The sequence below is a fragment of the Nonomuraea thailandensis genome (assembly GCF_024172165.1).
GTDB lineage: Bacteria > Actinomycetota > Actinomycetes > Streptosporangiales > Streptosporangiaceae > Nonomuraea > Nonomuraea thailandensis.
This window is the reverse complement of record NZ_JAMZEB010000002.1, coordinates 9387743-9410762: the sequence shown is the minus strand read 5'-3', so window position 1 is coordinate 9410762 and position 23020 is coordinate 9387743. Positions and strand designations below refer to the sequence as shown.

Sequence of the window (23020 nt, the reverse complement as noted above, 5' to 3'; positions counted from 1 at the left end):
GACCAGCAATCCCCTGCTACAGGGATCGCGATCGATGCAGTTCCCAAGCTGACAGCGCGGGTTCGATTCCCGTCACCCGCTCTCATAGGGATAGCCCAGGTGGACCGATGGATTCGATGCCTGGGCTCTGTTGTTTCCTAGGGCTGTTGATCTCTGCGTGCCATTAGCGTGCCATTAGGGCTCGTGGTCACCCGGCGGGAACCAGCAGGCCAGGCGGGTCATCTTCGTCGTTGTCGCGTGCCCGTTCGTGCCCGATGAGGTGCTTGTCGATGGCGTCGGTGATCAGCTTGTCGGCTCCACGGACGGCGTGCTGATAGATCATCGCGGCGCGGACGTTGTCGTGTCCCATGCGCGCCATGAGGTCCTTGAGGCCTGCGCCCGAGTCCGCCGCGATCATGTTTCCCGTGTGACGGAGATCATGGAAGTGCAGCCCCGGGACGCCGATCGCCCGCACGGCCTCCATCCAGCCGGAGAGCTTGTTGAACCCGCTCCGGCGCATCGGGCCGCCCTTGATCCCGGTGAAGATCAGCGCTCCGGCTTCGGGCTTCACGCAGAGCCGCAGGTGTTCTCTCAGGGCCGGGACGATCGCTTGTGGGATGCCGACGATGCGCTTGCTGGCCTTGGACTTGGGCGGACCAAGAACCAGCTCGCCTGTGGAGCGTTCCACATAGGCCAGACGCACGCGGACCGTACCCGCGTTGAGTTCGAGGTCCAATCGGGTCAGTGCGGTGATCTCGCCCCATCGCAGGCTCGCGAAGGTGGCCAGGAGCACGAAGGCACGGTAGCGGCGATCATGCGTGCAGTCGGCCTGCCCGGTGTCGATCATCCGCCACAGCGCCCGCTCGGCTTCTGCTCTTGTCGGGAAGACTTCCGGGTAGGTCCGCATCTCACCATGCCGCTGGAAGCGGATGCGGTGTCCTTCGCCTCTCTTGAGCGCCCGGATGCTGCCCACGGGGCGGCGCCCAACCTTGTCCGCCAGCTCGAAGACCTGCCCGACGGAGAGAGCCGGTCGCTCTTCGGCGTGCTCGTCGCCGGCCCCGCGGATCCTGCACGGGTTGCGAGAGATGATCCCGTCGTCCTCGGCCGCTGTCATGAGTACGGCGCGGAGGAGGCGATACGCCTTGGCCGCCATGCTCACCGAGACGCCCTTGCCGAGCAGGTCCGCCCGCCACTGCCGAATCATTGCGGTGGAGAGCTTGCCGAGGGAGATGTTGCCGAGATACGGCGTGATGTGCTTCTTGAGCAGCCAGCGATAGAGGTCGATCGTCCTCGGTCGAAGTCCGGGGCGCTGGTCGATCCAGGTTGCCGAATACTCTGCGAGCTTGACCTTCAAGGCGGCGGCGCGGCGCGCCGCCGCACGGCCCTCCGCCCGCCCGCCGTCCGGGCGTGCGGCCTGGGGGCCGGTCCCGGACGGCGGCGGGACCGGGCCGCCCGCCGCACACCCGCGCGCCGTACCCATTCGACCCGTCACACGTGGGCCACGCCGCCGCCACACCCCATAATGCGAGCGTGAGACTCCAAATCGATCCGGACCGAAACTTAAAGACCGGCATCTGCGACTGCTGCCAAACCCCCTTCGAACGCGTGACCGGCTTCATCAACAACGATGACGGCGCTTACGCGATCTACTACGCGTCCTGCTACCACCATGACGGAATCCACGAAGCATGGATAGACGTCATCCTCGATGACGCCTGGGACCCTGATGAACCGGTCAGCCACCCCGGCCCCAACCGGGTCACCTTCGGATGCCGAGTCGGACCAGTCGAAAACTCACCCGTCCCAGCCTGCACCTTGGTGACCGGAGCTGCAGTCGCACCCGATCAACCGTTCTACGGACGCAAACTGACCCGAGACGAAGCCCTCGCACATTCATGGCTCTCGGCTTACTGGGAGACCATCGACCACATCTTGGAGAACGACCTCACGGTGCGTCAGCATCTCTACGGTGTGACCACAAACAATCAAGCCTCCGGCGGGGGCACTCCGACTCCGGGATGATCGTCGCACCGGCTGTTCTCGCCGTTGGTGGCCGAGGTAGAAGCCTGATCATCCCGCCCGCCATCGACCCGGGACAAGCCGAGCAGACCAGGGCCACGGGGCCAAGGTCGTTCGTCCAGTGGGGCGCTCCACCTTGTCCCCGTGGCCCTGGCCCGCTTCCCCTTCGGGCGGGTCGACGGCAGACGGGATGATCAGGCGGCCGGCGTGCGCGCGTCGCGCGAGAAACACCAGGTCGCGGGGTGATCGCCGTGCCATTAGCGTGCCATTAAGGGCGGTAACGAGGGGTCAACCACGGTCACTCACGACCGGTCTCAGCTCCAGGTCAGCGCCCCTACAAGCCAAGATCCCTGCGATTCCCAAGCTGACAGCGCGGGTTCGATTCCCGTCACCCGCTCCAACTGCTCGGGCTCTCGTTCCGGGCGCTACGCGCCTTGCGACTTCAGGCAGCGTTTCCTAGAGGGCTCTGCCCCCTTCGACCCCCGACAAGCTGCTTCGCTTCGCTCGCCTTCGCGCCCGCCCGTTGCCCGTTTACCGGGTTGACCGTTGGAGCCCGCCCCCAACGGTCCTCGCCTTCGGCTCGGGCTGTTCCTCCCGGCGCTTCGCCCCCTGTCGAGGGGCTGCCGCCCCTCGAGCACCCCGACCGGGCGGGGCGAGTGCTCGCTTGGGTAAGCCGCGTGCCCGTGCAGTAAGACGATCCAGCACCTCAAGGCGCGAACGGACTCGCCGACAGGCTCTTGACGACCTCTACGGCGCTCAACATCAGCATGCTGGTCAGGCTGTGCGATCGGCTCGACCTCCCGTCCGCCCAGCGCCTTGAACTCCACGTCTACGACGAGACGATCCGATTCAACTTGCTCATCGTGGGACCGGGCGCTGCGCGTAGTTCAGCCGTACCTCCGCAGGCACGCGGAGTCGATCCAGCTACGTTTGCGATCAGGGACAACATCGCCTTTGAGGGCTTTCTGTGTTCGACCAGGTGTTCAGCGATATGTGGGAGCGGAGCAAATCTGTATGACCATCGACGACCGGACCCTGCTCCCCATTGCTGAGCACGCCGTGTCGATCGCCAGTGAGATCATCCGTACGAAGGCTCCGGCATCGTCACGGCCAAGGGCGACCGGGACATGGCTACCGAGGTGGACTGCGCCGCAGAGCATGCCGTACGGGAGTTCCTGGCTCGTGAGACGCCCGAGATCGGATTTCTAGGCGAAGAGGAAGGCGTCAGCCAGTTGGGCGACGGTTTGATGTGGGCGCTGGATCCCGTGGACGGAACGGCCAACTTCCTGCACGGCGTCCCGCTCTGCGGCGTCTCTCTGGGCCTGGTCGACCAGGACACACCCGCAATCGGCGTCATTGACCTGCCGTTCCTCAACCTCCGCTACTCGGCGGCCGAAGGGTCCGGCGCTGTCGTCAACGGATCCGAAATTCGGGTGAGCAACGCCCGCGAGTTGCGTACCGCGATAGTGCGATCGCGACTACGCCGAGGGAGAGAACGCCGATGATCGCAACCGACCCCGGCTCGCCCTGACCCAAGAACTCGCTGCTCGCGTTCAGCGCATCCGGATGTTCGGCTCAGCCGCGATCGATCTCGCCTGGGTAGCGGACGGCAGGATCGACGCCAACATCATGCTCAGCAACAATCCATGGGACACCGTGGCAGGAGTCATCATCGCCCGAGAGGCCGGAGCAGCGGTGATCGATCTCGACGGCAGCCCGCACAGCCTGGGCGCCCGCGCGACGATCGCAGCAAGCCCTGAGCTCGTGGCCGACCTCGTAGAACTCATCGCCGAGGCTCACGAGGCTTCGGCGTTCGACCGAAGCATTGCCGAATGGCTCTCGTAGTATCAAGCGGCGGCGCGGCGCGCCGCCGTAGGCGCCGCGCAAGCGCTGCCGCGCCGTGCATGCGGCCTGGGGCCGTTCTTGCGCGACGCGCCGCGCCTGGCGTCGCCGTAGTACCTCCCGCGCCGCACCAACCGAACTCGCCGGCCCAACCCCGCACCGCCGCACGATGCCAATGCTCTTGCTTTCCGGCGTCTTCGGATACCGCTATGTGACGCCGTGTTCAACAAGCCGCCTGGATTGCCGTTTCTGAGCGTCTTCTCGGCCGCAGCCATCTTCCTCTTGATATGGGCCAGCTTTCCCTCCTGGTACGGGATCGAGACGTTCAAGTTCGGGATCCCCATCGGCTTCGGCCTGATCCTCTACTGGACGATCCGGATCACATGGGCCGACCACAAGGCAGAGGCGCCAGTCGGCTCACTCAACAGGGCGCTCGTGCCGTGGTACATCGCCATAGCCGTTGGGGCCGCCCTCATCACCAATGCGCCGTTCTGGATCCGCTATACATCTTCCGAAGCGAGCCTGAGAGCCTACGCCACAGCGGTGGATGAGAACCCTGGTCGCAAAGAGCCCTGCCAATGGGTTGGCCTGTACTACGTATGCGATGGGAAGCGATACGACGATCTCTTGACAGGGGAACAGATTCCCGGCAGCGCCCGACTGATAGTCCAGGACCTGTTCGGACAGGACGACAAGGGCTTCGTCTGGCTTACCTCTGGCGAGCCAGACGAGAATGCCGATGGCGGCGACCGCTACAGCCATCTCGAAGGGTATTGGTACAGCTACCGGTATGACAGCTCGTGGTAAGTGGCCGGCCCATCGACAAGGTGATGGTCTTAGCACGGCATGGAGAACCAAGCAGTCTGCGGCGAGGGCGCTCCGGCTACGGGGTGATCGCCGTGTCGGCGACAAGGCCATGACTGGCTGAGGTGGAAGCCGCCCGCCCGGCGTAAGAAGATCCAGTACCTCAAGGCGTGAACGGACTCGCGACCGGCGATGACGCAATGCCCTCCCTGCCAAAATGGACAGAGGTAGCAAATAGGCATGAAACTCTGTGCTGAGGGTGGGGAAGGAGACATCCCTTCGTGGGAGCAAGCAAGCCGGATCCGGAGGTTCCTGATCCTCAGGTGCGTGAACGAGGGCGTCCGCGTTCCTACTCCGCCGCTTACAAGGCCCGGATCCTGGAGGAGTACGACCGTCTGGACAAGGCGGGCAAGGGCGCGTTGCTGCGCCGGGAGGGCCTGTACTCGTCGCTGATCTCCAGCTGGCGCACCGCGCGGGATCACGGTGCGGAGCAGGCGCTGGCACGTCCGGTCGGACGGCCGAAGGCCGACCCGCGTGACAAGGAGATCGAGAAGCTGCAGGCGGAGGTCGAGCGGCTGCGTGCCGAGCTTGGCCAGACCCGTCAGGTGATCGAGGTGCAGGGAAAGCTCTTCGCGCTGCTGGATCAGCTCGCCACCAGCAGCGAGCCCCTGCCGGGCCGGGGCGAGCAGTGACCGAGACCTTCCAGGCTGCCCAGGCCGAGGCGATCGAGGAACTGGTGCCGCTGCTGGGGCGGCGCAACGCCTGCACGGCGGCCGGGGTGTCGCAGGCGACCTGGTATCGCCACCACCGCCAGAGCCCGGCTCCGGTGCGGCCCGCCCGGCCGCGCAAGCCGCACCCGGCCGCGTTATCGCCGGCCGAGCGCGACCAGGTCCGCGCGGTGCTGAACGAGCGCTTTGCCGACGCCTCCCCGGCCACCGCCTACTACAGCCTGCTCGACGAGGGCGTGTATCTGGCGTCGGAGTCGACCATGTATCGCATCCTGCGCCAGCACGGCGAGGTGGGCACCGACCGGCGCCGGCAGGCGACCCATCCGCCCCGGGCGGTGCCCGAGCTGGTCGCCGACGCCCCCAACCGGGTCTGGGCCTGGGACATCACCAAACTCCGCGGCCCCGACAAGGGCGTCTGGTACTGCCTCTACACGATCATCGATCTGTTCAGCCGCTACGTCGTCGGCTGGATGGTCGCCTCCCGCGAATCGGCTGACCTGGCCAGACACCTCATCGAAGCCACCGCACGCAAGCACGGCATCGACGCAGGCACCCTCACCCTGCACGCCGACCGCGGCAGCTCGATGACCTCCAAGACCCTCGCCGAACTCCTCATCGACCTGGGCGTGGCCAAGTCTCATTCCCGGCCTCGGACCTCCAACGACAACCCGCACGTCGAAGCGAGCTTCAAGACACTGAAGTACTGCCCCATCTTCCCCGGCCGGTTCGGCTCCATCGACCACGCCCGCGCCTTCTGCCAGGAGTTCTACGCCTGGTACAACCATGATCACTTCCACTCCGGGATCGGCTACCACCACCCCGTCGATGTGCACTACGGCCGCGCCGCCGCCATCCGCGACCGGCGCGCTGCCGTCCTGACCACCGCCTACGCCACACACCCCGAACGATTCGCCAGCGGCGGTCTGCCCACCCCGCCCGACCTTCCCGTACCCGCCTGGATCAACAAGCCCAAGACCAACGAACCGAAGGACGCCACAGAGAAGACGACACACAATTAGCCCAGCTCAACTGCCTTGCTCAAATTGACAGGTTCCGCAGCAATACCCGAGCTGATGATGCAGGCCGTCCTATTCCATGCCGGCTTACGTTGGTCGTTCGGTGTTCAGCCAGTACTGAAGGGATGAGCTCGTTGACTTGAGCACAGTGGGAGCACGTGAGGGCTCCGGCCAGATCTGCAGGAAGTAGTGATCGCCTGTTTCGACCGCGACTTCTTCATCCATGCCTCTGATGTGATACCGCAAACGATACGTTCCGGGACCGGCGGGCAGCGGAGGAAGAGGGTGCGTCCTCCCTCCTCCCCACTCCTGCAGCGAAAGCTGACCGGATGGAGACTCGTAGCTGATCTCGACGATGTCTTCGTATCCATCGAGGTCGGCCTCCGGATCCCGATCGGCGACAGCCACCGTGAACTCCACCGGTCCCCACTGCGGGCCCACGATCAGGAGGGCACTGCCTTTCTCTACTCGGATGACCCCGACAGGGGGATTCGGCACGTCCTCGAATCCGCCCGCGTCGCACCCCTCGTCCACGAGATAGGTCTGGCTGTAATCCACCTCCACAACCATCTGCTTGACGTGGACGGCAGGAGGCTCGTCTGTGGTCATGGGCGGGAAGCATAGGGCCCGCCCTTGACAAAAATCGCCTATCAGGGGCGGCGTAAACCAGCTGCGGTCAGGTGATGGAGGGCGAGCGAGTTTCCGTGCCACATGCGTGCCAGCACAAACGGGGCCCACGGTCGCTCACGTCGCTCGACTCTCCAGCGACCCTGGTCCTCCAAGTCGCGAAGCGCCATGAGACATCGAGTGGCCTCATCCACCCGACCTCTAGGATCTCGCGATGAAGATCTGGACGGAGCGCCCTTCCAAGACCGACGTCGAAGCGGTCGTTCGCCGCTACTTCAGCCTGCTCCGAGCTGGGAACGTCCCTGAAGCCGAACAGCTCGTCGGTGATCACCCAACGACCCGGCATGTGCTCAAGTCGCTCTGGGCGGGCTCGGTCGGAGTGAGCGTCGATGCGAATGAGACGAGTTGCAGCCGTGCTGCCGATGAGTGGAAGCACGACCTGTCCTGGCTCGGCGAACTCGATCTCGTAGGCTTCAACTGGGGCCACACCGGCAGCCATTTCTACGTCGAGGTCACCCATCGCGCACAGGTGATCGAGGTGTCATTGGGCTTCTGGGTCAAGCCTACCGACGCCGGCTGGGTCGTCGCGGGACCGTCCACCCTCTGGTAGGGAACACCAAGGGGCAGCACGATCCAGGTGTCGCCCGGTCGGCGGAGTTGCGTTCCGGCGGGTGTGTAGATCAGCCCTGAACGGCGCGTCGTCATCGGCGGCAACCCGTGGGCCATGTCCGCAAGCAGGTGCAGACTGGGGCGCATGCTTCCAGCCGGCCTCAGCGAGACGGAGTACCTGCGTCACATCGAACTGCTCGCCCGCGATGTCATCCACGCCGCGAACGAAGAAGGCTGGCTGACCTACGACCGCGAGGCGACAGCCGCCACCCCTCTCCACCGAGCCGTGAACGAACTGGCACGTCAGATCCGCCACCACCACTTCAGCGGAGACGGCTGCCTGGAAGACGATCTCCCGCTCATGCGGCTCGCAGGGATCGTCCTCCTCCACCCGAAGGCGATCCCCCCGGACATGGAGGGGACCTACGAAGAAATCTGCGCCCGGCTGGGGGTGCCGCCGGCGGCGGACGGCTGGGCTGTCTGGAACGCCTGGGCCCACGATCGGCAGCCCATCTCCATCGTCCTGGCCGACACCGACGGAACCGAAGGCATTCTCGTCAACTGGGCCCACGGGATCGAGGTCTACCCGGCCGCACCACTGCCGGCCCAGGTCGTCCTGACGCGGCAAGGATGGATCACACCCATGACGCTCTCTCCTCTCAGCGCCCGAAAGCTCGGCGTCACACGGCCTCCCTATTGGACGCCCGATGCCTCCGGCGAGGGCACTCCGGCTCCAGGGTGATCGCCATCGTCCGCCGGTCGCATGCGTCCGGCCTCAGTTTCCGTTCCGTGGCGTGGCTCCCGGCTCGGCTCCCCTTCGGCCCTTCAGCCGATCACACCGTGAACGTGGTGGACTGGAGGATCTTCCCAGTAGAGGTGACCCTCAGCGCCACTGAGAGGTGAGCAGGGTCCAGAAACGTTCCCGGGTCGGGCGCAAGGAGACGGCGTCGTAGGCGTGGCTCACGGCCAGCCGGAAATCGCCGGTCAGCAGGAGTGCCTCGATCAGCTCCTCCATGACCTGGCACCGCTGATCGGCCAGCGCGTCCAGTGCCGGCCTGAGGGTCCAGGTGATGGACGCGTCCTCCGCCGGCTCGCCCCGCCGGCGGGCCAGAGCCCGGCGGAAGTGACGGACGGCCTGGCCGGGGTCGCCGGCCTGCGTCGCGTGCCGTCCCTTGGCGGCGGCTTCCCGGTAGTCGGCCACGTCGAGCTCGCCCTCCTCGTTCCGGAGGCGGTACCCGCCGTACTTCGTGACGAGCCGGTCCTGGTGGTCGAGCGACCTGCGTAACCGGCCGGCGTACGTGCGGGCGTTGGCGATGGCCGACGCCGGCGGCTCGCCGTCCCACAGCGCCCCGAACAGGCGCTTCAGGGAGACCAGTTGGTTGGGCTCCAGCAGGAGCGCGGTCAGGAGGACGCGGACCTTGGTCGACCCGATGGGGCATTCGCGGCCGTCCCGCTCGACCTGGACGGGCCCGAGGAGGCTGAACCGAATGGTCACAGTCATCCTCCGGCGACTCGTTGGGAGCGCTCCTACTTTGGGCGAGGTGAGAGCGAGGGCTGTTGTGGTGGGGCCGGTGCGCTGTCGTATGGCCGGACGAACGCGGCGACCATGATCGCCGCGCCCGCCGCTTGCAACTTTTCGATCAGTGACGACGGAAGACGCACGTCATCAGCGGAAGGGCGTCTCCGATCAGATTCTCCGACATGTGACTGAGCTGCCATCCTTCGCGCTCGATCCCCTCGATCAGCTCGGCGGCATCCGGCACAGCCCAGGCACGCATGGACTCGGCCTTGACCCGGAGGCGGGACACGAAGATCGTATGACCCTCCTGATGGGCCCGCCGAGCCTCCGCGATGGTCTGACCGATGTCCTGCTCATCATTGCGAAGCCACGCCATGGACCGTCGATCTCCCTTGCCGAGATGGGTGCATCAGCTGCTGAGGATAGTGTTCCGATGATTGAACGATGCCCCTGGTGGAGCTCCGGCTGCGTGCCCTGCTCCATGGCCGGCACGGGCCGATGGGGCGAGTCCTCCCTACCGGCCCTTTGACGCGCGGGACGGCCTCGATCAGCGGCGAACCGGGCTCCGCCGTCAGAGACGCTTCGTGATCAGGTCTCACACCAGCCAGGAGCCGGTGCATTTCGCCGCGGTGCCACCGATGATGTCGGCCTTCACGCAGGCCTTGTAGAGGCGACCGGACAGGGCCCGGTGGCCCTGGCTGTAGGTCGTGTTCTTGATGATCGCCTGCTGGCCGCTCTCCCACTTCCCGGTGCTCGGGTTGTAGACCGACAGCCACAGGCGCAGGCCGTCGGCTGCGGAGCTCTTGGGGACGCGAGGCCAGATGTAGGTGTAGTTGCCGTACTTGCCGGATCGAAGCTGAACCGTGAACGAGTACTTCCAGGTGATGGTCTGCGACTTCAGGGTGCCCACCTTCGTGGCGCTCTTCGGCGCGTCCCAGGTCCAGTAACTGGCCGACGCCTGGGCGTGGGGGACGGTCATGACGAGCGCCGCCGACGCCGCCAGGACAGCAGTGCCAACGGACGCGATACGCCCTACGATCTTTCGCATGTCTATGCTCTCTCCTGTTGACGACCCAGCCGGTCGCGATCAGCGAGTTTCCTGGTAGGAACCCTAAGGAGAGGCGGTATGTCCGAGGTATGCCGATGGCGTCCGTCGGCGCGTCCGAAGAGCGATCGCGTCGGTCGGCATCGGGCTGGGAGGTCTCCTCACGGGCGTCGTCCTCTGAGGGTCTGGACCGTCGCCGATCTGCACCTGGACGGGCCGGCCCGATTGACCTCGGTAGGCCGAGCAGCAGGCGGGCACGAGCGCTCAGCCGCCGGCCTCATCATCTTTCACACACCAGCGGGTGACCTTCGGCGAAGCCGCTGTTGTCGTATCGTCCGAGTCACCGAAGAGCGGTGACGAGACAGACAAACCCGCGCCCCCGGCCGGGCGCTCCTGCTCCGGGATGATCCCTTACAGGGCTTCGGTAGTTGCCCATACTCTGTCGCCAGGAACGACCAAGGGGGTCATCAGTGCTGCAAACCTGGGTCAGCACCGCAGGAGGTCCGTTGATCGCCGTCCCTCAGTCGGAGCTGAGCATGTGGGCGGGTGTGGACGACGATGACGGCCCCGTCGAGACGTGGGGAGACTACGGCCGCGCCTGCGCCGTCGAGGGCTACATCGGTGCCGTCACCGTTGGCGCGCAGCAGGCTCTCGTCCTCGGCGACGAACCTGCCATGACGACCTTTCTGCCGGCCGAACGTCTCTTCCTGCGTTGGGCTGCCGCATCTTCCGAGGGTGAGCTTGTCGCGGCAGCCCAGCGAGCCCTGGCGGCCGATCCGGACTGGGACGATGACGAGGACCTGCACTGGGAGGTACGGGAGCCGGTCGTGCTCTTCGACTCCGCCATCCCCGGTGCTGAGGTGGAGCCTGACGAGCGGCTCGTCATCGATCTCGAACCTGCCCGGTACAGGGTTCGAGCCGCCTACGCCGAGGACGAGGACAACGCGATGATCCTCGTCCAACTCCAGCCGGCGACCTGACTTCATGGTCGCCGCATCGCTCTGCACGCCGTGCGCACCGCCGCCGCACATCATGCGAACGCCGCCAGGATGTCCATGAAGCCATCCGAGTTCGTGATCCTCAGATAGACCTCCTGGCCACCCCACTCAGTGCTCACGCCGTCGAGCCCGTCGACACAGATCAAGCACCCATCCCGTGGTTCATCGATCCGGCTCCATCCTTCGGCGAGGAACTTCTCGAATATCTGCTCGCTGGTCATCAGCGCGGGATCGGCTCTGAAGCTCAGGGAACCGCCACTTCCGGAGTCGCAGTCGTCCTCCTCCGCGACGGTCTCAGCGATGGTCTTCGGGAGCAGCCTCAACACGATCTGCTTCAGTTCGTTGATCTCCTGTTGCGCCTGTGCCTCGCACATGGCTCCGCAGCCGGTGATGGTGGTGGCGGCCAAGGCGATGCTCACCATGAAGGCAGCACAGATCCTCGCAAGGCCGTTCATGCGTCTCCGATTCAAGAGCTCAACCGTCGGCGTGCTCAAGGTAGTTCGCCGACCGGTGCGACGGTATGCGTCCCATCGCCGGTACACCGCCAGACGGCGATGCCTTGCTCCCCGTCGGGGTGCAGGCCAAGGTCGTGCGTGGGCAACGCTGTGCGTCTCGTTCAGGCACGCGAACCGGGATCGGCGCGTGCCCTGGGGGCGCTCGTCGTGTCACGTCGCAGTCGATGTTGCCACCACGGTCCATGGGAGTCCGGGGAGACGAGCGGTGCGGGTGAGGTGCGACGCAGGTGATACCGGTCGATGGGCAGGACCAACGCGTACAGGTGCGCTCCGGCCCACGGAGGCAGGGCGACGAGAGCCTGGTGCAGTCGCCGGCGGGGCGCGTTTCCGCTGCACTCATCGCATGGGCACCTGCTGAAGTGGCGGTCGGCGGTCCCGATCAGGACGGCCTCCTGCCAGGCGACCAGGGCGTCCGCTACCGCGCCCGGCCACATCCGGGTGTGTTCGAGGGCGATCACCGCGGTCATGGGGCGACGGCCGAGCCCGGGAACGTGATGGATCACGGCTCTGTGGGCCCCGCACGCCGATCCTCGCGTACGGACCTGGGAAGGGCGCCTACGCGGCATGGCCCTTTCTGATGGCAGGCATGGCCGGGATGATCTCATGCGACGCGCGTGCCGTCCAAGCGCGTCCGAGACGGACCTGACTTTCGACAGGGGCATCGGTTGACGATGGACGGATGATCCGCCGGCCCGGATTCGGCAGGGTGACGTCCGTGGACACGTTCTTTCCGGGGCGGTGGATCGGTGGTGTGGCGCTCGTCGTGGGGCCGGTGGTCATGTGTGCCGGGTACCTGCTGCGCCATCTGAGCACGGTCACCGCCCTCAGCCCTCAGCAGCAGGCGTGGGCCGAGGGGCAGCCTTTCGCCGCCTACGGTCAGCTTCTCGCCTACACCTCGGAGCCGGCCCTGCTCACCCTCTCCTACGCGGTCTTCGCGCTGGGCGCGATCCTGCTCTTCCCCGCCTTCGCCGCTCTGGCCCAGCTCGCGGGCGGCGGCCTTGCCTGGTGGGGGGCCACTCTGCTGATCGCGGGGCTCTTCGCCCGCCTGTACTTCGCCGGCGCCGATCAGAGCGCCTTCCAGCTCACGGAGGCCGTGGGGCTGGACCAGGCGACGAACGCGATCATGAAGGAGTACGTGGACATCTCCTACGGGCCGTGGCGGGTTCCGGTGTGGGCGTCGGTGGGACAGTACGCGGGCTCGCTCCTGCTGGCCGTCGCCGCCTGGCGCGCGGGCCTGTTCGGCACCGCCCGGTCCTTGATGTTGCTGCTGGCGGGAGGCACCTGGATGGGGGTGTTGAAGGGCGCCTCCGTCCCCGACGTCCTGGTCACCGGTCTGCTCTGCGTGGCGCTGGTCCCGCTGGGCGTACGGGTGTCGCGGGGGTGGCTGCCTGCCCTCACCGGCCGGTCGAAGGCGCTGAGCTGGTGAGCGAAAATCCCGAGGAAGTCGTGGACCGCGGCTTGGTATGGTGCCGAGGTCGTCCCACTTGGCGGCGTTCGAGGGAGAGGACACCACGCGACGATGGAGGCGTCAGAGGTCCGGCGTGCGGTGGCCGTGGCCAGATCGGTCGCCTCGGCACTCGGCCTGACGGCCGACGACGCGGTCGTTCTGCAGAACTCGAACAAGCTCACTCTGCGGCTGCTGCCCTGTGACGTCCTGGCGCGGGTGGCGCCCGAGGCGTCCCAGGTCGCACAGTTCGAGGTCGATCTCGCTCGGCGGCTCGCGGGCGCGGGGTGCCCCGTGGCCGCACTTGAGCCGCGGGTGGAGCCGCGCGTTCATGCGCGCGACGGCTTCGAGGTCACGTTGTGGACGTACTACGCACCCGTGACCCCTGGAGAGGTCCCGCCGGCCGACTACGCCAAGGCGCTCCAGCGGTTGCATGCCGGCATGCGCGAGGCCGACGGCGTCCCGACGCCGCACTTCACGGATCGGGTCGAGGAGGCGCAGCAACTGGTGGCGAGCCGCGAGCGCTCGCCGGCGCTCTCTGACGCGGACCGCGAGTTGCTGGGCGACACGTTACGGCGCCTGAGACGAGTGGTCGGCGAGCGGGGCGCACCCGAGCAGTTGCTGCACGGGGAGCCGCACCCGGGCAACGTGCTCACCACGGAGAACGGCCTGCTGTTCATCGACTTCGAGACGTGTTGCCGTGGGCCTGTCGAGTTCGACCTCGCCCATGCGCCGGAAGAAGTCGGCGAGCACTATCCGGGTGCCGATCAGGAGCTGCTGGGCGAGTGCCGGATCCTCATGCTGGCGATGGTCACGGCGTGGCGCTGGGATCGCGACGATCAGCTGCCGGACGGGCGGCGGCTGGGCCTGGAGTGGCTCGGCCAGATCCGAGCGGCTCTAGCTCGTGACGGGCTGGGCGGCCGGCACTGATCGCCGCCCGCGGCAAGCTCCGTCGAGCGCGTCGTTTCCTGCGGACAAGCTGGAACGTCCTTGAAGGGTCACGGGGTCTGGTGGGGACCCCGTGACGGGCCGGTGGTGGGCATGGGGGTCAGGCGGCGTCGAGGGCTTCGGTGATCTTGCGGGCCATGTCGGTCATGGTGGGGCTGGGCTCGCCGGTCTGGGACTGGATGGCGGCGTCGATGGCGACGGTGACGGTGCGGCGGAAGTTGTCGGCTTGGTCGGGGGTGTGCTGCTTGAGCAGGGCGGTGGAGGCGGTCAGGGCGGGCAGGACCTGGTCGGCGAGGGCGGCGACGGTCTTGCCGGACAGGTTCTTGGGGGCCTTGGCCAGGACGTGGCCGATGGCGCCGGTGGCGGAGGTCAGGGCGATGGAGCCGTTGGTGGCGGCCTTGTGGGCGGAGCCGGCGGCGCCGGCGGCGGACATGAGGTAGACGGCGCCCCAGGCGGCGGTGCGGAGGGTGGTCTGGTCCTGCTCGGAGAAGGTGATCGACATGGTGGGTGTGCTCCTTGGGGAGGGTTCCGGTTCGAACGGGCGGGGTGTCGCGCCGTTCATGTGCCTTACTGTCGCGGACCGCTCTGACACGGGGCCGTTGCGGCACTGATGCGGGCGCTGACATGGCGACCTCGGCATGAGCCGACACCAGTGGTGATCCATTCGGGCAGCTCGACGATGACGTCGTTGAGCTTGGCGAGGACCGGGCCAGGCCGTGGTGACCGCGAACGCCACCGATCCGCTCGCGGACCGGTCGAGGTGCGCTACCTGAGCCTCGCCTGGGCTTGGGACTTCACCTCGGGATGCGGGTCCTCGGCGAGAACCCGCAGGACGGCCGCCGGGGTGGACGGCCAGATGGCCTGCCTGTCGTTCGCGAGGAGGCGGTGGCCGTCCAGGGTGGTGAGGGGGTTCTGGGCCGTGTGCGCGCGGACCTTGGGGTCGGCGTCGGTCATCAGGGTGGCGAGGAGGCGGGGGTCGCCGGTGTGCGCTGCCAGGCCGGACCGAGAATCGCGGGTCTGCTCGGCATCGGACAGGTCAGGTTCGCCTTCATCAACGGCCTGGCAGTGTCCAGGGAGAGTCGAGAGCGCCGGGCCGGTACTGCCAGACGAACTCCAGCCACGGCGGGGCGACTCCCGTGAAGTGCGCCCAGCTGCCCGGCTCCGCGCCGGGATGGTCGCCGCGCACTTCCGACAGGAACCTCAGCACGAAGCCTTCCTGGATCAGGCTGTTGGTCATCCGGCTCAATGTCTGCCGGTACTCGCGGGGTTCCTGGATGCGGCTCCCGGACGACTCGTAGACCCATTCCTGGTCGGGATAGGAGGTCACGGTCTCGTCCGTGTAGGGGTCGGTGAGCGGGTAACCGGAGCCGTTCCAAGAATGGTGGGTGAGCCCGGAGAAGAACGGGTTCGCGCACATCAGGTAATAGTGGCCGCCTTCTTCGACGACTTTCGCGACCTCGCGGAACACGACCCGGCAGTCCGGGACGAAGGTCAGCGAGTACGGATGCCAGACCAGCTCGAAGGAGGAGCCGTCGAGGGCCGACAGGTCCCGCATGTCCCCTTGCACCGTGCGGACGGTGACGCCGTGGTGCTCGGCGGCCGAGCGGTCCCGCTCCAGTTGCCCCGAGGAGATGTCGAAGACCGTCACGTCGGCCCCGAGCAGGGCGAAGGCCGCCGACTGCTGCCCGCCCCCGCCTGCCAGGCAGAGCACCCTCCGGCCCGTGAGGTCGCCGGGGATGCCGAGCCGTTCGAGGCCCAGATAGGCCCGGGCCTTCTCGGCGTCCAGGTCGAGCATCGGACGCGTGAACAGCGCGTCCGCCTCCACCAGGGCTTCCCAGCGTTCCTCGTTGTAGCGGTAGACGTCGTCCTGCACGGCGAACACCCTAGATCGCTGGGGTAGGTCCGGGGAAGTCGCGTCTGCGGCGGATCGGGCTGAGCAGCAGGATGGCGAGCGAGCCGAGCTGGACGGCGGCCATCAGCCACAGGGTCTGCCGGACCCCGATCGACTCGCCCAGCACGCCGCCGAGCAGCGCGCCCAGGGGGATCGCTCCGTAGTTCAGGGCCGAGGTGCTCGCGGTGATCCGGCCGAGCAGCTCGGGCGGGCAGTACTGCTGGCGGAAGGTGCTGGTCAGGATGTTGGAGGCGACGATGCCCGCGCCGGCGCAGAAGCCCGCCAGGGTGAAGAGGGCCAGGCTGTCGCCGGTCGGGCCGAGCAGCAACATCGGCGCGGCGAACGCCTCGCACAGCAGGAACCCGCGGGCCGTGCCCGACCGGGCGGCGATGCGGCCGGCCAGCGCCGCCCCGGCCAGACCGCCCGCGCCGGCCAGCGCGAGCACCAGGCCCACCTGGCCCGCGCCCGCGCCGAGATGGCGGGTGAGGAAGACGACCTGGATCGACTGGTATCCCATCAACGCGAGGTTGGACATCGCGCTGAAGAGGGTGAGCGTGCGCAGGTACGGGTCGGGGACGACGAACCGCACCCCGTCCCGGATCTCCGCGAGCAGCCGCCGCTCCGCCGGGCCGCGCGAGCCTGCCTCACGTGAGCCCGCCTCGCGTGAGCCTGCCTCACGTGGGTGGGCCTCGCGCGTGCGGGACTCGCGCAGGCGGGCCTCGCCCGTGCGGGACTCGCGCAGGCGGGACTCGCGCAGGCGGGACTCGCGCGGGTGGGACTCGCGCGTACGGACGGAGCGCAGGCACAGCGCGGCGATCGCGAAGCTGACCGCGTCGGCCAGCACGCCGCTGACCGCCCCGAAGGCGTGCGCGAGGAGCCCGGCCAGGCCGGGGCCGGCGATCTGCGCCGCCGATTCGCTGCCCTGGAGCTTGGTGTTCGCCTCCAGCAGCCGCTCGCCGCCCACCAGGACGGGCAGGTACGCCCGGTAGGCGAGGGTGAAGAACACCTTCGCCACGCCGCCCACCGAGGCCACCACGAGCAGGTGCGCCATCGTGAGCCCGCCCAGCCACGCCGCGACCGGCACGCTCGCGAACGCCACCGCCGACACGCTGTCGCAGGCCAGCATCATCGGCCGTTTCGGCATCCGGTCCACCCACGCGCCGGCGGGCAGCCCGACCACCAGCCACGGCGACCACGCGGCCGCGGTCAGCAGCCCGACGGTGAACGTGCCGGCGTCCAGCGTCACCACGGCGACCAGGGGGAGCGCGACGCCGGCGACGGAGCTGCCCAGCATGCTGGTCGTCTCGCCGGCCCACAACAGCCGGAAGTCGCGCATCCGCAGCAGCCCGCCGGGCGTGACCGGCGGGGCCGGGGTCACGGCTGTCCGGGCACGGCGCGGACGGTGAGGAAGACGAGCTTGCGCTCCTGCCCGTCATCGGGGATCTCCCTGCCGGCCAGGGAGGTCAGCAGGGCGAGGATCCGCTCCTCCACCTCGGCGAGCTCGGCCACCGACAGCCGCGCCCAGTGGTCGGACGTGAACGCCGCCCGCCGCCACGGCTCCGGGTAGCCGTCGCGCTCGGCGATCCACTGCCTGACCAGGCCGGCCTGGCGGTCGAGCAGCAACGACTCCGCCGCGGCCGCGACAGGGTCGTCGGGGAAGTCCGACGGTGACCAGCTCAGGACGTCCGGCGATCTGCGCCACCAGCGTTCGCGGCGGTCGCGGGCGAGCTCGGGGGCCTCCTCCACGAGGTCGCAGGCGGCGAGGACCTTGAGGTGGTGGCTGAGGTTGCCGACGGCCTGGCCGGTCTTCGCGGCGAGCGCCGAGGCCGTCGAGGGGCCGTCGACCCGGAGGAGGTCGAGCAGGCGCCGGCGCAGGGGGTGGGACATCGCGGCGAGCACCTTGGAGTCGCGGATCTCGCGCGTCGGACGGTCGGGCATGGGCTCAGCGTAGATGCACAAGAGCTCTTGTACAACGGCTCTTGTGCATCAGTCGCGGAGCTTCGCGTTGAGCCGGGCGGCCTGGCGGGTGAGGTGGTCGCGTTCGGGGAGGTTCGTCGCTGATCGGGCGGCTTCGGCGTAGAGGCGTGCCGCCGTCACCAGGTCGCCGTCACGCTCGTGCAGGTACGCCGCGGCGGCGGTGTAGCGGGGCAGGGAGGGGTCGAGGTCTGTCAGGGCGGCCAGGCCGGCCCGCGGGCCGTCGGCCTCCCCGACCGCGACGGCCCGGTTGAGGCGGGCCACCGGGCTGCCGGTGAGGCGCACCAGCTCGTCGTACCACTCGACGATCTGCACCCAGTCGGTCTCCGCGGCCGTCAGGGCGTCGGCGTGCAGCGCGGCGATCGCGGCCTGGGCCTGGAACTCGCCCAGCCGGTCGCGGGCGAGGGCGGCCTGGAGGACGTCGACGCCCTCGGCGATCATGCGGGTGTCCCACAGGCGGCGGTCCTGCTCGGCGAGCGGCACGAGCCTGCCGTCGGGGCCCGTCCGCGCAGGGCGGCGGGCGTGGTGCAGCAGCATGAGCGCGAGCAGGCCCGCCACCTCCTCGTGCCTCGTCGTGGCGGCGAGCTGGCGGGTGAGCCGGATGGCCTCGGCGGCGAGGTCCACGTCGCCGGAGTAGCCCTCGTTGAAGACGAGGTAGAGCACGCGCAGCACCGTGGCGACGTCACCGGGCTGGTTGAACCGGACGGCCGAGACGGTCCGCTTGGCCCGACTGATGCGCTGCGCCATCGTCGCCTCCGGCACCAGGTAGGCCTGCGCGATCTGGCGCGTGGTCAGGCCGCCGACCGCGCGCAGCGTCAGCGCGACGGCCGAGGCCGGGGTGAGCGACGGGTGCGCGCACAGGAAGTACAGCTGGAGCGTGTCGTCGGCCTCCTCGCCGGGCGCGGGCTCGGGCTCGCCCTCCACCAGCACCTCGCGGTTTCGCCTGGAGGTGTCGGCGCGGGCGGCGTCGAGGAACTTGCGCCAGGCCACGGTGACCAGCCAGCCCTTGGGGTCGCGCGGCGGATCGTCCGGCCACTTGCGCACGGCCTCGATCAGGGCTTCCTGCACGGCGTCCTCGGCCGCCGCGAAGTCGGCCCCGCGACGGACGAGGACGCTGATCACCGTGGGGGTGAGGGCCCGCAGCAGGAGCTCGTCCACCGTTCGTCAGTCCGTGAGGGGCGGGCACGCGGACATCAGCGGGCGCACCTCGAGCCACTCGTGGATCGGCCTGCCGCCCGCGCCCGGAGCCGCGGACAGCTCCGCGGCCAGCTCCAGCGCCCGCTCGTACGTGTCGACGTCGATCACCATCCAGCCGGCGATCAGGTCCTTGGTCTCCGCGAACGGGCCGTCGGTGACCGGCGGGCGGCCCTCGCCGTCGTACCGGACGAACGTGCCCTCCGGGGAGAGCTCCTTGCTGTCGACGAACTCGCCGCTGCTCTCGAGCCGGTGGGCGAAGTCGCGCATGTACTGCATGTGGGCCGAGACCTCCTCCGGCGTCCACTGGTCCATCGGCACGTCGTTGGCCGGTGCCGGCGCGCCCCGGTAGTGCTTGAGGAGCAGGTACTTGGCCATCGTGTTCTCCTTTGTGCGGTACGGCCCATTGTGGCCGGTGTTCACTGCGGGGACGGAGCCGTGCGCGGGATCTCGACATCCCGCCGCCGGACCTTCTCAGAGCCGGCGTTCCTCCCTCTGCCGCATCAGCTCCTCCACCGGGCTCGGCAGGGTCGTCTCGAAGTCGATCAGCTTCACCCACGTCGGGGTCACGACGATCCGCACCATGCCGTCGTAGAGCGAACGCACCTCCGCCTCCCACTCGACCCGCTGCTCGGGGGTCATCCGGTAGGAGCCGTTCATCTGGAGGTACTCGTCCGGGATGCCCTCGACGACGTCCAGCTCGGCCCGGCCGCGGATGAGCAGGGTCTTGGGCGGGTGCACCTCGGTGTCGATCGTCAGGGCGACCATCGGGTTCTCGCGCAGGGCCGCGAGCTTCGGGGCGTTCTTCGTGGTGCACATGACGATCTGCGAGCCGTTCCAGGTGAACCCGATCGGGACGTTGCGGGGGGTGCCGTCCTTGGCGACGTAGGCCAGGCGGGTCAGGTCGCGGGCGAGCAGTTCCTTGCTGTACGGGCGGTTCAGGATCTCGGTGATCCGGCTCGGCTCCATGGTCGTTCCCTCTCGTCGGGGCTGCCGCTGATGTCCCTGGGACGGAGCCGGGCGGGCGTTCTCGACATCACCGTCGGATTTCTTACCGGAGCCTCGCCACGGTGGGGAGATGGTCGCTGCCGGTGGCGGGCAGGACCCAGGTGCCGGTCGGGGTCGCGCCGCGGGCCATGACGTGGTCGATCCGGGCGAGAGGGAAGGCGGCGGGCCAGGTGAAGCCGAACCCGTCGAGCGCCGGGGTCAGCCGGGAGGTGAGCGGGGACAGGCCGCGGTCGTGGACGGTGCCGTTGAGGTCGCCCAGCAGCACGACCCGCTCCAGCTTCTCGGCGTCGAGGGCGGTGGCCAGCGCGGCGGCGCTCTCGTCGCGCCAGGCCGTGCCGAAGCCGTCCTGAGGGCGGATGCGGACCGAGGGGAGGTGGGCGACATATGCGGCGATGTCGCCTGCCGGGGTTCGTACGGTGGCGCGCAGGCCGCGGTTCCAGTCGGCGGTGATGTCCTTGGGCTTGATGTCGACGGGGCGGCCGTCGGTGAGGGGGTACCGGGACCAGAGCCCGACGGTGCCCACGACGAGGCGATGGGGATGCTCCGGCGCGAGGGCGGCCTCGTAGACGGGCAGGGCCTGAGGTGTCAGCTCCTGGAGGGCGACGAGGTCGGCTCCCGCGCCGGCGAGGGCGCGGGCCGTTCCTCCGGGGTCGGCGTTGTCGTCGGCGACGTTGTGCTGCAGCACCGTGAGGACGGACGCCTGCTCACGCACGCCGGCGATCCCCGAGCCGGAGAACACCGAGGCGCCGAACACGACCACCCAGACCACCGCGGGCAGCGCCACGGCCGCGACCGCGATGGCCGAGCGCCGTAACGCCGCCAGGACGAGCAGCGCCACGACCACCAGGCCGAGCCAGGCCAGGAACGTCTCCAGCAGGCTGCCCACGTTGCCCACCGCGTTGGGCACGGCGGGGTGGAACGCCAGCAGCCCGGCGACCAGCACGGCCGACGAGACCAGGACCCACGGCCCGCGGGCGCGCGGGCTCCTTTCCCGGCGTGGCGCGCTCATCCCACCTCCGGTCGTCACCGGTCGAGGTGTTCGACCAGGAGGCGCAGCAGCGTCCCGGGCGCCTCGACGTGCGGGTCGTGCCCCGTCGGCAGGGACACCTCCCGGATCAGCGGGCACTCCCGCGTGGCCGCGTCGAGCTGCCGCCGCGTCCACGAGCAGTACGCTTCCAGCCCAGCTCCGCCAGGAACGCGGTCATCTCCCGGCAGGCGGCGGCCGCCGTGCAGGAGCAGGACGTCCTGACCCGACCCGCCGTGGTCCTGCGCCACGATCGGCACGCCGCCGCTCACGACCGACGTCATCCCGGCGGTCACCTCGGTTCGAGGAGCAGGTAGTCGATCTTGCCGTCGTCGCCGACGGAGATCTTCGTGTCGTACTTCTGCCCGACGGGGATGGACGTCACCCCGGCCAGCTCGGTCGGCTTCGTGCTGCTCAGCTCCTCCAGCCTGAGCCCGGCCAGGTCCTTGGCGAGCGCGTTGAACTTCTCCGCGGGCACCTCCTTGAGGAACGTCTCGGTGAGGTGCTCGCCGAGCTCTTTCTCGGGGATCGGCGTGCGGTTGACGGCGTCCAGATACCACTGGAGCTGCTTGCCGGCCGGGCTGTCGGGAACGGCGACACTCTGCTCGCCGCCCGCTGCCGAGCAGCCCGTCACGAGCACGGCGAGCAGGGTGATCAAACCGGCTAACGATCGCATGGAGAGCTCCTGATGATCAGCTTTCGGGGAAGAGGAATGTTAACAACCCGCTCCGACGGAAAGCAGCACCCGGCACGGGTCGGAGCAGGACGACGGGGTTGGCGAGCGCCGGCATGCGCCCGTCCGCTCAGCGCAGGACGACGGGGTTGGTGAGCGCAGCCATGCGCCCGTCCGCGTGACGGATCTCGGCCCGGACGAACGCCGACTCCGCCGCACCGGTCCGCCACTCCACGACGCCCGCCCCGCCGCCGGGCAACGACTCGCGCAGCACCGTGCCGCGTTCGGTGTGGAAGGTGACGGCCCCGGAGGGGACGCCGCGCACGTCCACCCGTACGGCGACCGGCCCGCCGCCGGTCTCCAGGCACTCCCCGACACCGGCCCGGGCGTCACCGGCGGTCGCCTCGAAGGACAGCTCGACCGCGGCCGATCCGGCGATCCAGCTCCGGCCGGCGCGGATCGCGGCGAGCAGGGCGCCGGCGCTGAGCTCATCGGCCAGGACGACGGTGTGCGGAGTGCCGAGCTGGCCCTCCAGATGGGCGTCGCTGTTGCCCATCGCGGGCCGCCACGAGCCCCGGTGGACGTCATGGGCCAGGCCACGGCCCCACTCGGCCAGCGCGGCCTCGTTGTTCGCGTTCCACGGCAGGTCGGAGGCCCACTGGCCGTTCCACACCTCCACCACGTCGAACCCCTGGTACGGGTACATGAACACCCCGGACGGGTACGGCGCGTGCGGGTGGGCGGCCACGCACAGGCCGCCGGAGCGCCGCACCTGGCCCAGGTGGCGGTCCACGACGTCGTCGCGGACGCCGTAACGCCATTCGACCACCTCGCCGGGGGCGAGACCGAGCGCCAGCCAGTGTCCGGTGCGGGTCGTCACCTCCTGGCCGTGGATCACCAGCAGGCCGTCCCCGGACAGCGCGCTCCACTCGTCGTGCGCGGCGGGGGTGTTGTGCTCGGTGACGGCGACGAAGTCGAGCCCGGCGGTGCGGGCGGCGGCCGCCAGCTGCGCCGGCGTCAGGTCCGCGCCCTGCGAGAGGTACGAGTGCACATGACAGTCACCCCGGAACCAGCGGGCCGGGCCATGATCCGTCGCCATGCCGGCAGCGTACCGGTGCGCCGCCCGGTGATGGGAGACTCGCACCGGCCCAGCCCGCGTGATC

At 68.8% G+C, this 23020-nt stretch carries 28 protein-coding genes; 10 read left to right on the top strand and 18 right to left on the bottom strand.

Going from position 1 to position 23020, the window contains the following annotated elements; genetic code table 11:
- Window positions 1–187 precede the first annotated feature (187 nt).
- Entirely contained in the window at window positions 188–1459 is a 1272-nt protein-coding gene (locus tag HD597_RS47170) for a tyrosine-type recombinase/integrase (RefSeq protein ID WP_253753283.1), read from the bottom strand.
- 50 nt (window positions 1460–1509) lie between these two features.
- On the opposite strand from HD597_RS47170, the gene HD597_RS47165 reads away from it, so the two are divergent.
- The 5 genes from HD597_RS47165 to HD597_RS47140 all read left to right on the top strand — a co-directional run bounded on the left by HD597_RS47165 (window position 1510) and on the right by HD597_RS47140 (window position 6391).
- Window positions 1510–2001, top strand: coding sequence for a hypothetical protein (locus tag HD597_RS47165; RefSeq protein ID WP_253753281.1), 492 nt, complete (start codon window positions 1510–1512; stop codon window positions 1999–2001).
- 1124 nt (window positions 2002–3125) lie between these two features.
- Window positions 3126–3503, top strand: a complete 378-nt coding sequence (locus HD597_RS47160) for an inositol monophosphatase family protein (RefSeq protein ID WP_253753279.1) — start codon at window positions 3126–3128, stop codon at window positions 3501–3503.
- A 22-nt stretch (window positions 3504–3525) separates the two neighbouring features.
- Window positions 3526–3843, top strand: a complete 318-nt coding sequence (locus tag HD597_RS47155) for an inositol monophosphatase family protein (RefSeq protein ID WP_276084885.1) — start codon at window positions 3526–3528, stop codon at window positions 3841–3843.
- Window positions 3844–4059: 216 nt separating this feature from the next.
- Window positions 4060–4647, top strand: coding sequence for a hypothetical protein (locus tag HD597_RS47150; RefSeq protein WP_253753275.1), 588 nt, complete (start codon window positions 4060–4062; stop codon window positions 4645–4647).
- Between the two features lie 278 nt (window positions 4648–4925).
- Window positions 4926–6391, top strand: a protein-coding gene (locus tag HD597_RS47140; RefSeq protein ID WP_372513567.1) for an IS3 family transposase whose coding sequence is annotated in 2 segments (ribosomal slippage) — window positions 4926–5265 and window positions 5265–6391 — 1467 coding nt in all. Because the reading frame shifts where the segments join, the coding sequence is not laid out codon by codon here.
- Between the two features lie 84 nt (window positions 6392–6475).
- On the opposite strand, the gene HD597_RS47135 is transcribed toward HD597_RS47140, so the two are convergent.
- Window positions 6476–6997: a hypothetical protein gene (locus HD597_RS47135; protein ID WP_253753271.1), complete on the bottom strand. Its 522-nt coding sequence runs from the start codon at window positions 6995–6997 to the stop codon at window positions 6476–6478.
- A 232-nt stretch (window positions 6998–7229) separates the two neighbouring features.
- Between HD597_RS47135 and HD597_RS47130 the strand changes: the two genes are divergently transcribed.
- Both HD597_RS47130 and HD597_RS47125 read left to right on the top strand, forming a co-directional pair.
- A complete protein-coding gene (locus tag HD597_RS47130; RefSeq protein ID WP_253753269.1) occupies window positions 7230–7625 on the top strand; it encodes a hypothetical protein in 396 nt (131 codons plus the stop codon).
- Between the two features lie 144 nt (window positions 7626–7769).
- Entirely contained in the window at window positions 7770–8366 is a 597-nt protein-coding gene (locus HD597_RS47125; protein WP_253753267.1) for a hypothetical protein, read from the top strand.
- A gap of 141 nt (window positions 8367–8507) precedes the next feature.
- Here HD597_RS47125 and HD597_RS47120 read toward each other — a convergent pair whose 3' ends face one another.
- The 3 genes from HD597_RS47120 to HD597_RS47110 form a co-directional block, all read right to left on the bottom strand.
- The gene (locus tag HD597_RS47120; RefSeq protein WP_253753265.1) at window positions 8508–9125 is read right to left on the bottom strand and encodes an AfsR/SARP family transcriptional regulator; all 618 of its coding nucleotides are present in this window, start codon (window positions 9123–9125) and stop codon (window positions 8508–8510) included.
- Between the two features lie 139 nt (window positions 9126–9264).
- Window positions 9265–9519 (bottom strand): hypothetical protein, encoded by a 255-nt coding sequence (locus HD597_RS47115; protein WP_253753263.1) that lies wholly within the window; start codon window positions 9517–9519, stop codon window positions 9265–9267.
- Between the two features lie 219 nt (window positions 9520–9738).
- Window positions 9739–10191, bottom strand: a complete 453-nt coding sequence (locus HD597_RS47110; RefSeq protein WP_253753261.1) for a hypothetical protein — start codon at window positions 10189–10191, stop codon at window positions 9739–9741.
- Between the two features lie 467 nt (window positions 10192–10658).
- Here HD597_RS47110 and HD597_RS47105 point away from each other — a divergent pair, with 467 nt between their 5' ends.
- Window positions 10659–11168: an Imm21 family immunity protein gene (locus HD597_RS47105; RefSeq protein WP_253753259.1), complete on the top strand. Its 510-nt coding sequence runs from the start codon at window positions 10659–10661 to the stop codon at window positions 11166–11168.
- Window positions 11169–11218: 50 nt separating this feature from the next.
- On the opposite strand, the gene HD597_RS47100 is transcribed toward HD597_RS47105, so the two are convergent.
- The gene (locus HD597_RS47100) at window positions 11219–11608 is read right to left on the bottom strand and encodes a hypothetical protein (RefSeq protein WP_253753257.1); all 390 of its coding nucleotides are present in this window, start codon (window positions 11606–11608) and stop codon (window positions 11219–11221) included.
- 808 nt (window positions 11609–12416) lie between these two features.
- Between HD597_RS47100 and HD597_RS47095 the strand changes: the two genes are divergently transcribed.
- Window positions 12417–13127, top strand: coding sequence for a hypothetical protein (locus HD597_RS47095; RefSeq protein WP_253753255.1), 711 nt, complete (start codon window positions 12417–12419; stop codon window positions 13125–13127).
- Between the two features lie 93 nt (window positions 13128–13220).
- Window positions 13221–14075, top strand: coding sequence for a phosphotransferase enzyme family protein (locus HD597_RS47090; RefSeq protein WP_253753253.1), 855 nt, complete (start codon window positions 13221–13223; stop codon window positions 14073–14075).
- A 118-nt stretch (window positions 14076–14193) separates the two neighbouring features.
- On the opposite strand, the gene HD597_RS47085 is transcribed toward HD597_RS47090, so the two are convergent.
- The 12 genes from HD597_RS47085 to HD597_RS47030 all read right to left on the bottom strand — a co-directional run bounded on the left by HD597_RS47085 (window position 14194) and on the right by HD597_RS47030 (window position 22956).
- Window positions 14194–14595 (bottom strand): hypothetical protein, encoded by a 402-nt coding sequence (locus HD597_RS47085; protein ID WP_253753251.1) that lies wholly within the window; start codon window positions 14593–14595, stop codon window positions 14194–14196.
- A gap of 263 nt (window positions 14596–14858) precedes the next feature.
- Complete coding sequence (locus HD597_RS47080) at window positions 14859–15047, bottom strand: hypothetical protein (RefSeq protein ID WP_253753249.1); 189 nt, start codon at window positions 15045–15047, stop codon at window positions 14859–14861.
- Window positions 15048–15144: 97 nt separating this feature from the next.
- Window positions 15145–15966 (bottom strand): class I SAM-dependent methyltransferase, encoded by an 822-nt coding sequence (locus tag HD597_RS47075; protein WP_253753247.1) that lies wholly within the window; start codon window positions 15964–15966, stop codon window positions 15145–15147.
- A 10-nt stretch (window positions 15967–15976) separates the two neighbouring features.
- On the bottom strand, window positions 15977–17362 hold the full coding sequence (locus tag HD597_RS47070; protein WP_253753245.1) for an MFS transporter: 1386 nt from the start codon (window positions 17360–17362) through the stop codon (window positions 15977–15979).
- Window positions 17359–17922, bottom strand: coding sequence for a winged helix-turn-helix domain-containing protein (locus HD597_RS47065; protein ID WP_253753243.1), 564 nt, complete (start codon window positions 17920–17922; stop codon window positions 17359–17361). Before HD597_RS47065 ends, HD597_RS47070 begins: the two co-directional genes overlap by 4 nt.
- Window positions 17923–17970: 48 nt before the next feature.
- Window positions 17971–19116: an RNA polymerase sigma factor gene (locus HD597_RS47060; protein ID WP_253753242.1), complete on the bottom strand. Its 1146-nt coding sequence runs from the start codon at window positions 19114–19116 to the stop codon at window positions 17971–17973.
- Window positions 19117–19122: 6 nt separating this feature from the next.
- Window positions 19123–19530: a YciI family protein gene (locus tag HD597_RS47055; RefSeq protein WP_253753240.1), complete on the bottom strand. Its 408-nt coding sequence runs from the start codon at window positions 19528–19530 to the stop codon at window positions 19123–19125.
- A gap of 96 nt (window positions 19531–19626) precedes the next feature.
- Window positions 19627–20121: a pyridoxamine 5'-phosphate oxidase family protein gene (locus HD597_RS47050; protein ID WP_253753238.1), complete on the bottom strand. Its 495-nt coding sequence runs from the start codon at window positions 20119–20121 to the stop codon at window positions 19627–19629.
- An 82-nt stretch (window positions 20122–20203) separates the two neighbouring features.
- Window positions 20204–21169, bottom strand: coding sequence for an endonuclease/exonuclease/phosphatase family protein (locus tag HD597_RS47045; protein ID WP_253753236.1), 966 nt, complete (start codon window positions 21167–21169; stop codon window positions 20204–20206).
- Window positions 21170–21183: 14 nt separating this feature from the next.
- A complete protein-coding gene (locus HD597_RS47040) occupies window positions 21184–21468 on the bottom strand; it encodes a hypothetical protein (RefSeq protein ID WP_253753234.1) in 285 nt (94 codons plus the stop codon).
- Window positions 21469–21476: 8 nt separating this feature from the next.
- Window positions 21477–21860: a Cpe/LpqF family protein gene (locus HD597_RS47035; protein WP_253753232.1), complete on the bottom strand. Its 384-nt coding sequence runs from the start codon at window positions 21858–21860 to the stop codon at window positions 21477–21479.
- Between the two features lie 127 nt (window positions 21861–21987).
- On the bottom strand, window positions 21988–22956 hold the full coding sequence (locus tag HD597_RS47030) for a CehA/McbA family metallohydrolase (RefSeq protein ID WP_253753230.1): 969 nt from the start codon (window positions 22954–22956) through the stop codon (window positions 21988–21990).
- Window positions 22957–23020: the final 64 nt, after the last annotated feature.